Genomic DNA, 12,967 nt, shown 5'->3' on the forward strand with positions numbered 1-12,967 from the left:
GGCTTACTCAGTCATCAATTGATAAACAGCATCCACCACATCACCCACAGTGCGGACTTGTTTAAAGGCCTCTGCTTCAATTTTCTTACCGCTGAACTCGCGCAATTTAACCACCAGATCCACAGCATCAATACTGTCCATATCCAGCTCTTCGTACAAATTCGCGCCCAATGAAATCTGCTCTTCAGGCAACTCGAATTCGTTAACCAGAATGTCCTTGAGGTGTTCGAATATTTCTATTTTTGTCATTATTTTTGCTCTTAAATATTAGCCGGCTGCAGAGATAAAGGCTGCTAGATTGGAAACCGAAGCAAAGTGTCGCTTGGTGTCCTGAGCATTGGCGTCAATGCTGACGTTATACTTCTTCTTGATGGCCAAGCCTAATTCCAGGGCATCGATGGAATCCAGCCCCAGTCCTTCAACAAACAGCGGTTCATCACTGTCGATATCCTCTACGCTGATATCTTCCAGATCCAAACACTCAATAATCAAAGCCTTAAGCTCGGCCTTCAGTGCTTCTGTCATTTTTCAACTCCTGAATGAACAGATTTTCTATGTCTTTGGTCAGTTTCCTCACCGCGCCGGTAACATTGTCACTCAGGTAAGGGTGCACATTATACGTGCCCGCCACGCGCAGCATAAAATCAACACGACGCGCAGGCACTTTGTACCAGGGCAACCCCTTGGTCAGGAAGGGTGGTTCTACACGCAGAAACACCAACTGAAAGTCTTTTGCCGTGCGAATCGCAATGTTCGCCGCACCTCGCACAAAATGGCACGGCTGACCTGGATAAGTGCGGGTGCCTTCGGGGAAAATAATTAGGTTGTTACCCTGTGATAATGAACGTTCACAGTCAGCCAATAACTCATCCACGTTATCGTTGCTGATGTAGCCTGTAGCCTTAATCACGCCCCGCATAAAGGGATTGCGCAGTAAACTGCTTTTCACCACACAATCGGCGTTGGGTATGAGCGAAATCAGCACCACCACATCAATCAACGACGGATGGTTGGCGATAACCACCTTCCCACTCAATGCACGCAACTTTTGTGCTTCTTCTAAGGATACCCGGATTACCCCAACCCAGCACATGACGGTGACAAAAAAGCCAAAGGTTTGCCTGACAATGGCACGACAATTGGCGCGCTTACGGGCTTGGTCCGAGTAAAACAAATTACATAGCGGAAACCATATCAAAGCCAAAAACAGCCCGCCCAATCCAAACAAGCTAAAGCAAAAGGCCGTGGCAAAAAAACGCCAGATGCGATTGAGATTAGCCATGTCGCACACTCCAACTATGTCTCTGTCCTTCAATCTCACAATTTGCGCCATCGACTAACCATTGGCGCAAAAAAGCCAATGAAAGGGGCCATGCATCAGATACGCTGGCACCAGTCGCTGCAAAGTAATCTAGCGAATAATCGCCGTTGGCAGTTATCTCCAGGGCAATAGCATGAGGTATCTGAAGTTCGTCGGCTTGCCTGTCATAAGGCGCAGGAAGCGGCATGTCTGCATAGACATAAAGCATGCGAGTCTGTTGTTGAGACTGCATTCTGAGCAGCGATTCAAGCAGACCGATGAAGAAACTGTCGCGGCCGGCACTGATCAAGGTTGTGGGTTGCTGATTGCCGGAATAAATTCCAAATTGGCCGGAAACGGCATTATGTACGGAAAGTGCAAAGGCAGTTGGCGACAATGGCTGTGCAATGCCAACATCATGCAGCAACTCCAACGTCTTAGGCAGATCACCATGGCGGCTGCAAAATACTGATGGTAATTGGGTATAGTCCGGAATCTGCTCGGCTCGACTAAGTGCCATTTTTGCCAGCGCACTCAATCTGCGTCTGTGCATTTTGGGCACAAACTCAACTTGAGGAAATTCACTGGTTGCTGGTAACGAGCTTCCTTCTGCCCATTCTCTCAGTTCTTGCTCAGAAGTGACTCCAGCCACCCAAGCAGACCAGTTTGCTATACCAAAATGCATAAAATCAGCGTCGAGACACTAATCGTTGGTCAATTTCCATCTCGAGCAACTTCACCCACTTGTTATAGTTGCGATGAATTTTCTCGCCCTTGTGATCTAGATTGAAACTATCCAAGTATCTAATTGAATAACCGGTTTTATCATAATCAACATTCACGCTGGCGTAATGTTTACGTACATTAATTTCAAGAATGATATGACCTGAATATTTTTCTTTAACAGCCCATCGTTTAAATGCAGCGGCGTCAAGAATAGCCTCTTCCATTTTTTCTAAGCTAGCATTAACCTGCAATTGCTTCCCAGATACGTTGTAAATGTATTGCGATGTACCACAGCCACTTAATAACACGAGCATGCATGCCAAGGCATAAAATTTTATACGTTTCACGAAGCACCCCTTGTGTCGCTAATGGACTGTAAAAAAATTGACCGGTGATTATAACAAATTGAACATTAATGCTGCACCAAGAAAATTGGACACCAGCCCAAATTGCTCCCCAGTACATCTACTAAAATTCACCACCGGGCCGCTCAACTCCTGGTTTTTACACGAGTTGGAACAAAATCATCGGACTAAATTATCACCAACCAAAGTGCCTGAATTTTTATTTAGCAGACTGTTTATTAAGGCGCTATATTTCCCTGACACTCCTACACTATGGCCACAATTGCAGGTTGCTTACTCCCAAGAGCTTTGTGCCACGGGTTTATTTCTGGCGGGAAGGGCATGCGCTCGATTTAGCTTATCGCACAGCGGGGGCTGGATAGCACTCGCCGACCACCACCAAGAAAAGGTCGCAGTAGATGTTCAAGGCCACGATCGCAGTCCAGCTTCACTAGCGCGCCTACGCTCGGCTTTACCTACGCAGGACAATCTACTTAGTTTGACAGATCCCCACAGATTCTATGATCTTTGGACACTAAAAGAAGCTTTTGCCAAGCTAACTGGCAATTCCATCATGCGCACTTACTCTCAACCCCACATTAGCATTTGGCAGCGCTGCTACGCACAACATATTCAACTGCCAGGGGCGACCTTGGCATTGGCTTCTAGCAGACCTTTGTCCAACTCTGAAAAGCCCCAATTGTGGCAGCTGCAATTTTCTGGACGAAGAATCTCGTTGCAACGCGCCACAACATTTGCTGGTCAGTAGACCTAGGATTTCCCCTCCCAAAAAACTTATGGGGCCTCCCCCTCCAATTGTTTACGGCTCTGATTAGGCAAGACACAAATTACGCTCAGGATACGTTGCCGTGGTAAAGGATAACTTAAGGTAAGCAGTGCAAATGCCATGCGCTGCCATGGCGGAATCTGGTATTCTTAGCCCATTCGCGTACACTGACGCGGCAAATTGCCCAGCCCACAGGACAGAGCATGAACCAGCAATCCGATTCCAATCAAACGCATTTCGGCTATAAGACGGTCGACAAGGACAACAAGGCCTCAATGGTGGCGGGAGTATTCCACTCTGTTGCGGCTAAATATGATTTGATGAATGACCTGCTATCCATGGGTATTCATCGCATCTGGAAGCGCTTCACCATTGATTGCAGTGGCGTTCGCGCTGGTCACAGGGTGTTGGATTTAGCTGGTGGCACTGGCGATTTAGCGGCCAAGTTTTCCCGCTTGGTGGGAGAAAAAGGTCAGGTAGTGCTGGCCGATATCAACGATTCCATGCTCAAGGTTGGTCGCGATAAATTGCGTGACAAAGGCATAGTCGGCAATGTCGACTATGTGCAGGCTAACGCCGAATGCCTGCCTTTTCCAGACAATCATTTTGACCTGATTACCATAGCCTTTGGTCTGCGTAACGTAACCGACAAAGACAAAGCCCTGGCATCTATGTTCAGGGTGCTGAAGCCCGGCGGCCGTTTGCTGGTGCTGGAGTTTTCCAAACCAGAGATAGAGGCGTTGAGTAAGGCCTACGATCTGTATTCTTTCCATGTGTTGCCCAAAGTGGGCCAACTGGTAGTAGGGGATGCCGAAAGCTATAAGTACCTGGCAGAGTCCATTCGCATGCACCCCGATCAGGACACCCTGAAAGGTATGATGGAAGAGGTTGGCTTTGAACAAGTCACTTACCACAACCTGACCGGTGGCATTGTCGCCCTGCATCGGGGATTTAAATTCTGATGCCCATGCCGCAGTTACTGGCCGGGGCCTTGGAGCTCGCCCTGAATAAAGTACTGGCGCTGGATCCACGCAGCCAGCTGCGTTTGGCCGCACTTGATGGCAAACGCATGCGTATCAAGCTTCAGGAGCTACCCTGGCCACTGACCTTTGCATTTTCATCACGCATTGATGTGCTGATGGATGAAGAGCAACAGGTAGACTGCGAGATGGCGCTGTCACTGTCACTGTCACATATAAATGAAATGCAAGATCCCGCCAATATCAGCGCCCTTATTCAGGATAAAAAGCTCAGCCTCAACGGTGATATGCATACCGCGCAAAGCTTTTCCGCCCTGATGAAAGAGCTGGATATAGATTGGGAAGAGCATTTGTCCCGTTATACCGGCGATGTCTTTGCCCATGAGTCGGTGCGTCTGTTGAAAAACCTGCACCAGCGAGCCAAAGGTCATTTTCAGCAGTTGGGGCAGATCATCAAAGACGGTGCTTTGCAGGAAAAGCAGCTTGCAGCGCATCCACTTGCGGTTGAAGACTTCAGCCAGGCGGTAAACCAACTCAGGGCCGATACCGCCCGCTTTGAAGCAAGACTTAATCAGCTAGAACAAAAGGCAAAGAGATAGTGCGCCTGACTCGCCTGTACACGATTCAAAAAACCTTATTGCAACATGGTCTGGATGAGCTGATCCCAGCCAAATGGCTGCCCTGGTACGCCAGGTTAGCCCGCAGCAGTGCTTTTTGGCTGAAAAACCAATACCCGGACAAGAACCGCGGCGAGCGCATTCGTCTGGCGCTGCAGTCCCTTGGCCCGGTGTTTATCAAATTCGGCCAGATGCTCTCTACCAGGCGTGACCTGCTGCCACCTGATATCGCCAATGAACTCACACTGCTGCAGGATAAGGTCCCCCCTTTTGACAGTGAGCGCGCACAGGACACCATCCGCAAAGCGCTGGGCGTAAATAGCCTGGATGAACTGTTCGAGCAGTTCGATCCTAAACCGCTGGCATCTGCTTCTATTGCCCAGGTACATACCGCCCTGCTAAAGCCCGACGGACAACGAGTTGTCGTTAAGGTTATTCGCCCGGATATTGAGAATACCATTCACGCCGATATCGAGCTGATGCAAACCCTGGCGCTGGCGGTACAGAAGTGGCTGCCAGACGGTAAGCGCCTGCGACCAGTAGAAGTAGTCAAAGAATACGAGCGCACAATTCTCGATGAATTGGATCTGTTGTTAGAGGCCTCCAACGGCATTCAACTTAGACGTAATTTTGAAGACTCTGATTCACTCTATATCCCGCATATCTACAGCGATCATTGCCGCAAGAATGTAATGGTGATGGAACGTATTCAGGGTATCCCGGTTGCAGATGTGGATGCGCTGATGGCGCAGGGCACCAATATGCAAAAACTGGCCGAACGCGGTGTAGAAGTATTCTTTACCCAAGTGTTCCGCGACAGCTTTTTCCACGCCGATATGCACCCCGGCAATATTTTTGTCAGTACCGAGAATCCACAGAACCCTAAATACATTGGCATTGATTTCGGCATAGTCGGTACCTTAAATCGCGAGGATAAACGCTATCTGGCAGAGAACTTTGTGGCGTTTTTTAACCGCGACTATCGCAAGGTAGCGGAGCTGCATGTGGACTCGGGTTGGGTGCCAGCAGACACCAATATCGATGAATTTGAGGTGGCGGTACGCACGGTATGTGAGCCCATCTTTCAAAAACCCCTGGCGGAAATCAGCTTTGGCATAGTCTTGCTACAACTGTTTAATACCGCGCGACGCTTTAATATGCAGGTGCAACCACAGCTAGTGTTGTTGCAAAAAACCCTACTGTATATAGAAGGATTAGGCCGTCAGCTTTACCCGCAATTGGATCTGTGGAAGACCGCCAAGCCGTTTTTGGAGAACTGGATGAAAGAGCAGATAGGGCTGAAGGCCATGCTCAGTAAGGTCAAAGCCAATCTGCCGTACTGGTCAGAGAAAATGCCGGAAGTACCGGATCTGCTGTTTGATACACTAAAACAGGTACGACAGTTACCCCAACAACAACAGCAATGGTTGGAAACCCTGCAACAACAACAGCATAAACAGCACCGCAGTCGCCGCTACCAATTACTCGGTGCAACACTGGTAATTGTGGCCGTATTACTCCCCCTGTATCCCATCAGCCATGCCTATGCTGCAGGGGTTGGTATTGCCGGCGGGCTATGCTGGCTGCGATCCTGGCTGATTCGCTAATTTTATTTAATTTGCCAAAGTCTGTGGGGCATGAACTGGCCCACAGACTTAACTGGAATGGCCAAAATAGCCTTCGACTCTTAAGGCCAGACCATAAGAGACTTTAAAGTCCTCATCCCGACGCCACAATAAGAACGGCTCCACCTCAAAGAACAGCCATTTTCTTAACGCATTTTTACGCCAGCGGGTGCTGACCAGGTATTCTTCAATACGATAATTGGGGCGGGTTCCCCCCTCCAGATATAAGCCATAAATCATGGCGGTTTTTTCATCCCACTGGCTGTATTTGTACCAACCGTGCTGCCAAATCCAGTCGTCCGTTTCATCCCGAAAATAAAAATGGTTGTCGAAACGAAACAGATCATTGCCGGCCAGTTGATGTTCATACTGGGCCATCAGGTGACTGCCAAATCTGTCCTGGGTGTAGTAGTACACCGACGCTTCCAGGTTGACGTTGTTGATATCAGATAAACCGAAGGTCTTGCGAATTCGGGATTTCACATAAGGTTGCAGCTTACGCCCGACACCAATGCGGTGTGATATATTCATATCGCCACTTTTCTTAGCCGTCCAGCGCAGCGCCATAGAGAACCGATTACGCCTGTCTATCGCATCATTACGGGCAGCTTTTACGCTGGCGGCATCTTCATCCTCATCGTAATCAGAAAAGATGAGATCGGTCTGATGCTTCATATTTGGCAAGCTCACCCTCACACGGAACCTGGTCTCAAACTCGTTTACAGCACGACTGCGCGGCTCCCACCCCAGACGAATACGAGCTTCACCGTGGGCTTTCTCGTTAAGTGGCATCGTTTCGTCAGCAAAAAATTCGTCAAACCACATGGCCGTGGCATCAATGGAGTCAGAAACATTGAGCTGTAAGTCATCCAGCCAGGGGTTATCCACTGGTGGATTTTGCTGCTCTTCAGCCACTCCAGACATAGCCCAAAAGGCCAAAACCATGAAAATCCATGGACCCTTCAAAGCTGCTCCTTTTATCAACTCATTAACATAAGCATGACCACTATATACCTAAGGATCAAATCCAGTGACCTTTTGTCCAACCTACGTATAATAGCGGCAAATGTGTTAAACGGGAGTAAAGCATGGGTGGCATTAGTATTTGGCAGTTATTGATTGTCTTCGCAATCATCGTATTGCTATTCGGCACCAAGAAATTGCGTACCCTGGGCAGCGATCTGGGTTCAGCGGTCAAAGGGTTTAAGAAAGCAGTAACCGACGAAAAAGCTGATGAGCAATCAGCTGAGCAAGACGCCGATTTTCCTCAACAAAAGATGGAAAACAAGGCAGAAAGCCAGTCTGCACCTCAAGCTGACAAACAACAGCAAAAATAATCATGTTCGATATCGGCTTTTGGGAATTATTGGTTATTGGCGTAGTCGCCCTGTTGGTGTTGGGCCCTGAACGTTTGCCTGGTGCTATTCGTTCTGCCAGTCGCACCATATCTGGCGTTCGTTCCATGGCCAGCAATTTCAAGCAGGAAGTAGAACAGCAGCTCAAAATGCAGGAGCTGCATGACAACCTGAAAAAAGCCGAGCAAAAGAGTCTTAAAGATCTTTCGCCCGAACTACAGGAATCGGTAGATACATTGCGTGAAGCAGCCGATTCGGTACAAAAACCTTATAAAAAAGAATAGATGTCTGACTCGCAAACCCTATTCAGCCATTTAGTGGAGCTACGCGGTCGGCTGTTAAAGGCCCTGCTGGCGGTACTTTTGGTATTTATCTGCCTGGCGTATTTTGCTCAGGATCTTTACCACCTATTGGCCACGCCACTGCTGAAGGTCATGCCAACCGGTGCGCAAATGATTGCAACCGATGTCGCATCCCCGTTCTTCGCGCCCTTTAAGCTGACCATGGTGCTGTCGTTTTTTATTGCCATCCCCGTGGTGCTTTATCAGGCTTGGGGATTTATCGCTCCTGGGCTATATCGCAATGAAAAACGTCTGATTGCTCCCTTACTGGTATGCAGCACTTTGTTGTTTTACGGTGGTATTGCCTTTGCTTATTACGTTGTGTTCCCGCTGGCCTTCGCGTTTTTTACCAGCGTGGCCCCCGAAGGGGTAACCATCAGTACTGACATCAACAGTTATTTAGACTTTGTTCTTAAGTTGTTTTTTGCCTTTGGCATGTCATTTCAGATCCCCGTCGCTATTATTTTGATGTGCTGGACAGGAATGACGACACCGGCCGCCTTGCGACAAAAGCGCCCTTATGTGATTGTTGGCGTGTTTATCGTTGGTATGCTGCTTACCCCACCCGATATCATTTCGCAGACCTTGCTGGCTGTGCCCATGTGGCTGCTGTTTGAAGTCGGCCTGCTGGCAGGTTCGCTGTATTATCGACCCGACCAAGAAACGGAACATCAGGATTCGCCATGAAAATAACAAAACTAATCATTGCGCTGCCACTTTGTTTGACTGTGATGAGCGGACAAGCACAAACCCTGGCATCGGCCATCCAATCTTGCGCTCAGGAAAAAGACAGCCTGAAAAGACTGGTCTGCTATGACAAAGTAGCCAAAGAAACCAATCAGTATAAAGATGGGGATACTGCATTTGCGCCAGCGTCAACCACGCCCCAGGTCAACCGCAAGGCAACAGCACCGGCATTAGTAAAGGCCGAACAGCATGCCGCGCCGGTAGTGGATGCCGAGCAGAACTTCGGTTTAGATGAGAGAAAGCGCCCTGAAAATGAAACCGATAAGATTCTGGTTTCGATACAAAACAAGGACAAGGACCCCCATGGCAAGTGGGTATTGACCATGACTAATGGCCAGATTTGGAAGCAGTCAGACTCAGGAAGCTACCGCTTACCCGATGCCCAGCTTTATATCGAGCGCGGTGTGCTCGGATCATTTTTCCTAGGTGCAGAAGGTATGAACCGCAAGATCAGGGTCAAGCGCATTAAATAAACATGGCCTGGTTTGATATTGGCGTCAATCTCACCAACAGCAGGTTTAGTGAAGACCTGGATCTGGTGGTGGAACGCGCCAAAACAAACCAGGTTGACCTACTGCTGATAACCGGTACCGATGTAGAGGACAGCCGGGCGGCGTTGCAACTTGCCAAGCAATACCAGCAATACAGTACTGCCGGAGTACACCCGCATTATGCGGGTGCAGTTGAACCAGGCTACCTGGAGGAACTGCGCCAGCTTGCCAGCCATGACAGGGTTCGTGCCCTTGGTGAATGTGGCCTGGACTTCAATCGAAATTTCTCCCCCAAAGAAGACCAATTAAGGGTATTTGAACAACAGCTAGAATTGGCCGTTGAATTGCAAAAGCCCGTGTTTTTGCATGAGCGAGATGCATTTCCCGAACAGATACAGCTGCTAAAGCAATACCGTGCACAACTCCCGGGGGGCGTAGCTCACTGCTTTACCGGGAATAGACTGCAAATGGAAGCTTATCTGGAGCTGGACTTACATATCGGCATTACCGGCTGGCTGTGTGACGAGCGACGGGCTCAGCCCTTGCGAGAGGCGGTATCGGTGTTACCCCCTGAGCGCGTGCTATTGGAAACAGACGCTCCCTACCTGGCGCCTCGCCATGTTCGTCCCAGAATTGAACGCTGCGAGCCTTGCCATTTACCTATTGTGGCCGAACAGTTGGCAACGCTGATGGAACTGCCGCTGGCAGCCCTGGCCAAGCACAGTCTGGCCAACAGCCTTGCGCTATTCGGGCTGGAGCAAACGCATGGCAACCCTTAGCGGCATTCAACTGCGCCGACGCTGGCTATGGCTATATGGCCTTATCGGACTGCTGGTGACCTTTATCACCGCACTCAAAGTGCTGGAAGTGGTTGCCACAACTCAGCCCAGTCAAAGTATCGGCAGGGGAACAGAATATCTTTTGGACTCACAGCATAGCCTGGAAATTGCAACCATACACCAGGACAGCACTCTGGCCTGGCAAACCGAACAAAGCAACCAACTCTCCTTTGGCATGCGCGATGCGACCTTATGGCTAAAAGTGCAGTTACCCAAGTTAGACTCGCGTGACCAATGGCTCCTGGAAGTTGACTATGCGCTGTTGGATGAATTGGAAGTGTGGTTTTTCGATGGCGACAAACTCCTGAGCGATTACGTCACCGGTGATATTTTGCCATTTCGCAGCCGGAATGTTAGTGCAGAAAAGTTTCTCTTTCCGGTGCCCTACAGTACTTCACCTTTAACCCTGATTATCCGGTCCAAAACCACCGGAGCTCTTAAGCTGCCGTTAAATTTGTGGAATACGGATCAATATCTGGTACATGCCGGTGAGCATAGCCTGTTGATGGGGGCGTTTTTCGGCCTATTGGCGGCGATGGCCTTAAGCAATTTCTTCTTTTTCGTCACCACCCGTTACGCCAACTTTCTGGTGTATTGCGGCTATGTTCTATTCCTTAGTTTGACACTACTGACACTGCACGGCATCGGCTATAAGTATTTCTGGCCCAACAACATCTGGTTGCAAGGGCACAGTGTGGTGCTATTCGCCAATGCCACCATGCTATTTGCGGTGTTTTTCACCCGTGAACTGCTGCAAGTAAAGTCCTATAGCCCCTTGATGGACAAAGGGCTGCTGCTTTGCGGCGGCTTGTATCTGACCGGTTTTGTTTTAAGTCTGATGCTGCCCTACTGGCTGATGATTAAGATCTTCTTAGTGGTTCTGATGGGCTCTGTGGTGTTTATCTGTAGTCTGGCCTTATGGCTTTCCAGTAAAGGTATTGCCATCGCCAAGCTCTATGCGCTGGCATGGTTTACCTTGCTTTTGAGCGGCCTGATTGCGAGCCTGGAAAACTTGGATTTTATCGACCTGAGCATCAGCTCCCATTACTTGCTGATGATAGGTGCCTTGATAGAAAGTATTTTACTGGCACTGGTTTTGGCTATTACCTACAACGAACAGCGAGAAGCCACCTTTATTGCCCAAGGCAGAGCTCTGGAGCAGGAGATACGCTCCAGAGAACATCAGAAAAAAGCCCAGGAGGAACTGGAATATAACGTTCAGGAGCGCACACTGGAGCTGGAAATTGCCCTGCGGGAATTGTCGGAGAAAAACGAGGAGCTTGAAGAGCGTAATACCCAGGATGCCCTGACAGGTATACGTAACAGACGCTATTTTGACAAAAAATACATTGCCGAGCTAAGACGTAGCCGCCGGGAGCAAACCGCTTTGAGCGTAGCGATGCTGGATATAGACCATTTTAAAAGCGTAAATGATAAATATGGTCACTTGATCGGCGATGAATGCATCAGAGCGGTGGCCAGGCTTATCCAGGACCATCTACGACGTCCTGCCGATGATGTCTGCCGTTACGGTGGAGAAGAGTTTGCCCTGCTGCTGCCCAACACCGATATTGAGGGGGCCGTGTTGTTACTTGAACAGATTCGGCAGGCTGTTGCTGCAACCCCTATTCAAACCCCCGCAGGTCCAATTCAATTGACCATTAGCGGCGGCATCGCCAGCAGCGTAGTTGCACAGGATGCCGACGAAATGCAATTACTGAGCCTGGCCGACCAGGCTTTGTATAAAGCTAAACAAGCAGGCAGAAACCAAATTTGCCACCATACCCAGGAGTCTTCCCATGTCTGATTTCCCGTTGGTCCGTCCCCGTCGTATTCGTAAGAACGACTTTACCCGCCAACTGATCGCCGAATCCCGCCTGGCTGTACAGGATCTGATTTACCCCATGTTTGTTGTGGAAGGTAAAAACCGCAGCGAAGACATCGCCTCTATGCCCGGCGTAGCAAGACTGTCTATCGATCTATTACTTAAAGAAGCAGAAGAGCTGGTCAAGCTAGGCATCCCTGCCATAGCCCTGTTTCCCGTTACCCCAGCCGAGCTGAAGTCTGAATGTGCCAGCGAGGCCTTTAACCCTGACGGACTAGCACAAAAGGCCATTCGCGCATTAAAAGAGTTTGTGCCAGAGCTTGGGGTTATTTCTGATGTTGCGCTCGATCCGTTCACTTCTCATGGTCAGGATGGCCTGATGGATGAAAACGGCTACATAGTGAATGACGAAACCTGTGAAATACTGGTGAAACAAGCCTTGTCCCATGCCGAGGCAGGTGCCGATATTGTGGCCCCCTCAGATATGATGGACGGACGCATCGGTCTTATTCGCAGCGAATTAGAACGCCAGGGTCACATTAACACCTGCATTATGGCCTATTCCGCCAAGTATGCGTCCAACTACTATGGCCCATTCCGTGATGCGGTCGGCTCTGCCGGTAACATTAAAGGCGGCAACAAAAAGAGTTACCAGATGGACCCCGCCAACAGCGATGAAGCCCTGCGTGAGATAGCCCAGGACCTTGCCGAAGGCGCCGATATGGTTATGGTAAAACCCGGCATGCCTTACCTGGACATTGTGCAGCGCTGCAAACAGGAATTCGCCGTACCCACCTTTGCCTATCAGGTCAGCGGCGAATATGCCATGCACAAAGCCGCCTTTGCCAATGGCTGGTTGAATGAAGAAGCCGTCATTATGGAATCACTGCTAGCCTTTAAACGAGCCGGTGCCGATGGTGTGCTTACCTACTTTGCCAAGCAGGCAGCGCAGATGCTGCAACGATAAAGTAGAGCGATCGTTCTAAACAC

General features: G+C 49.4%; 16 protein-coding genes. 10 read left to right on the top strand and 6 right to left on the bottom strand.

Annotated features, from left to right (window positions below; all coding sequences use genetic code 11):
• Nucleotides 1–3 precede the first annotated feature (3 nt).
• The 5 genes from IEX02_RS04475 to IEX02_RS04495 are packed head-to-tail and all read right to left on the bottom strand — an operon-like array spanning nucleotide 4 to nucleotide 2,373.
• Nucleotides 4–252: an acyl carrier protein gene (locus IEX02_RS04475; RefSeq protein WP_188691818.1), complete on the bottom strand. Its 249-nt coding sequence runs from the start codon at nucleotides 250–252 to the stop codon at nucleotides 4–6.
• Between the two features lie 15 nt (nucleotides 253–267).
• Entirely contained in the window at nucleotides 268–525 is a 258-nt protein-coding gene (locus IEX02_RS04480) for a phosphopantetheine-binding protein (RefSeq protein WP_188690849.1), read from the bottom strand.
• Nucleotides 497–1,282 (bottom strand): lysophospholipid acyltransferase family protein, encoded by a 786-nt coding sequence (locus IEX02_RS04485; protein ID WP_188690852.1) that lies wholly within the window; start codon nucleotides 1,280–1,282, stop codon nucleotides 497–499. Before IEX02_RS04485 ends, IEX02_RS04480 begins: the two co-directional genes overlap by 29 nt.
• Entirely contained in the window at nucleotides 1,275–1,985 is a 711-nt protein-coding gene (locus IEX02_RS04490; RefSeq protein WP_188690856.1) for a beta-ketoacyl synthase chain length factor, read from the bottom strand. Before IEX02_RS04490 ends, IEX02_RS04485 begins: the two co-directional genes overlap by 8 nt.
• A gap of 4 nt (nucleotides 1,986–1,989) precedes the next feature.
• Nucleotides 1,990–2,373, bottom strand: a complete 384-nt coding sequence (locus IEX02_RS04495) for a hypothetical protein (RefSeq protein WP_188690859.1) — start codon at nucleotides 2,371–2,373, stop codon at nucleotides 1,990–1,992.
• A gap of 987 nt (nucleotides 2,374–3,360) precedes the next feature.
• Here IEX02_RS04495 and ubiE point away from each other — a divergent pair.
• Genes ubiE through ubiB form a run of 3 tightly spaced genes read left to right on the top strand, consistent with a single transcriptional unit; the run spans nucleotide 3,361 to nucleotide 6,361 of the window.
• Nucleotides 3,361–4,119, top strand: coding sequence for a bifunctional demethylmenaquinone methyltransferase/2-methoxy-6-polyprenyl-1,4-benzoquinol methylase UbiE (gene ubiE, locus IEX02_RS04505; RefSeq protein ID WP_188690865.1), 759 nt, complete (start codon nucleotides 3,361–3,363; stop codon nucleotides 4,117–4,119).
• A complete protein-coding gene (locus IEX02_RS04510) occupies nucleotides 4,119–4,736 on the top strand; it encodes a ubiquinone biosynthesis accessory factor UbiJ (RefSeq protein WP_188690868.1) in 618 nt (205 codons plus the stop codon). Before ubiE ends, IEX02_RS04510 begins: the two co-directional genes overlap by 1 nt.
• The gene (gene ubiB, locus IEX02_RS04515) at nucleotides 4,736–6,361 is read left to right on the top strand and encodes a ubiquinone biosynthesis regulatory protein kinase UbiB (RefSeq protein WP_188690871.1); all 1,626 of its coding nucleotides are present in this window, start codon (nucleotides 4,736–4,738) and stop codon (nucleotides 6,359–6,361) included. Before IEX02_RS04510 ends, ubiB begins: the two co-directional genes overlap by 1 nt.
• A 48-nt stretch (nucleotides 6,362–6,409) precedes the next feature.
• On the opposite strand, the gene IEX02_RS04520 is transcribed toward ubiB, so the two are convergent.
• Nucleotides 6,410–7,324 (bottom strand): hypothetical protein, encoded by a 915-nt coding sequence (locus IEX02_RS04520; RefSeq protein ID WP_229702052.1) that lies wholly within the window; start codon nucleotides 7,322–7,324, stop codon nucleotides 6,410–6,412.
• 143 nt (nucleotides 7,325–7,467) lie between these two features.
• On the opposite strand from IEX02_RS04520, the gene tatA reads away from it, so the two are divergent.
• Genes tatA through hemB form a run of 7 tightly spaced genes read left to right on the top strand, consistent with a single transcriptional unit; the run spans nucleotide 7,468 to nucleotide 12,944 of the window.
• On the top strand, nucleotides 7,468–7,716 hold the full coding sequence (tatA, locus tag IEX02_RS04525; RefSeq protein ID WP_188690874.1) for a Sec-independent protein translocase subunit TatA: 249 nt from the start codon (nucleotides 7,468–7,470) through the stop codon (nucleotides 7,714–7,716).
• Between the two features lie 2 nt (nucleotides 7,717–7,718).
• Nucleotides 7,719–8,018, top strand: a complete 300-nt coding sequence (tatB, locus tag IEX02_RS04530) for a Sec-independent protein translocase protein TatB (protein WP_188690876.1) — start codon at nucleotides 7,719–7,721, stop codon at nucleotides 8,016–8,018.
• Nucleotides 8,019–8,762 carry a twin-arginine translocase subunit TatC gene (tatC, locus tag IEX02_RS04535; protein ID WP_188690879.1) on the top strand — a complete coding sequence of 248 codons (744 nt, stop codon included), beginning with the start codon at nucleotides 8,019–8,021 and terminating at the stop codon, nucleotides 8,760–8,762.
• On the top strand, nucleotides 8,759–9,295 hold the full coding sequence (locus IEX02_RS04540) for a hypothetical protein (RefSeq protein WP_188690881.1): 537 nt from the start codon (nucleotides 8,759–8,761) through the stop codon (nucleotides 9,293–9,295). Before tatC ends, IEX02_RS04540 begins: the two co-directional genes overlap by 4 nt.
• A 2-nt stretch (nucleotides 9,296–9,297) precedes the next feature.
• Nucleotides 9,298–10,092: a TatD family hydrolase gene (locus tag IEX02_RS04545; protein WP_188690884.1), complete on the top strand. Its 795-nt coding sequence runs from the start codon at nucleotides 9,298–9,300 to the stop codon at nucleotides 10,090–10,092.
• Nucleotides 10,079–11,959 (top strand): sensor domain-containing diguanylate cyclase, encoded by a 1,881-nt coding sequence (locus IEX02_RS04550; protein ID WP_188690887.1) that lies wholly within the window; start codon nucleotides 10,079–10,081, stop codon nucleotides 11,957–11,959. The genes IEX02_RS04545 and IEX02_RS04550 overlap by 14 nt, the downstream gene beginning before the upstream one ends.
• Nucleotides 11,952–12,944 carry a porphobilinogen synthase gene (hemB, locus tag IEX02_RS04555; protein ID WP_188690890.1) on the top strand — a complete coding sequence of 331 codons (993 nt, stop codon included), beginning with the start codon at nucleotides 11,952–11,954 and terminating at the stop codon, nucleotides 12,942–12,944. The genes IEX02_RS04550 and hemB overlap by 8 nt, the downstream gene beginning before the upstream one ends.
• The last annotated feature ends 23 nt before the right edge of the window (nucleotides 12,945–12,967 follow it).

The organism is Bowmanella pacifica (assembly GCF_014645355.1).
GTDB lineage: Bacteria > Pseudomonadota > Gammaproteobacteria > Enterobacterales > Alteromonadaceae > Bowmanella > Bowmanella pacifica.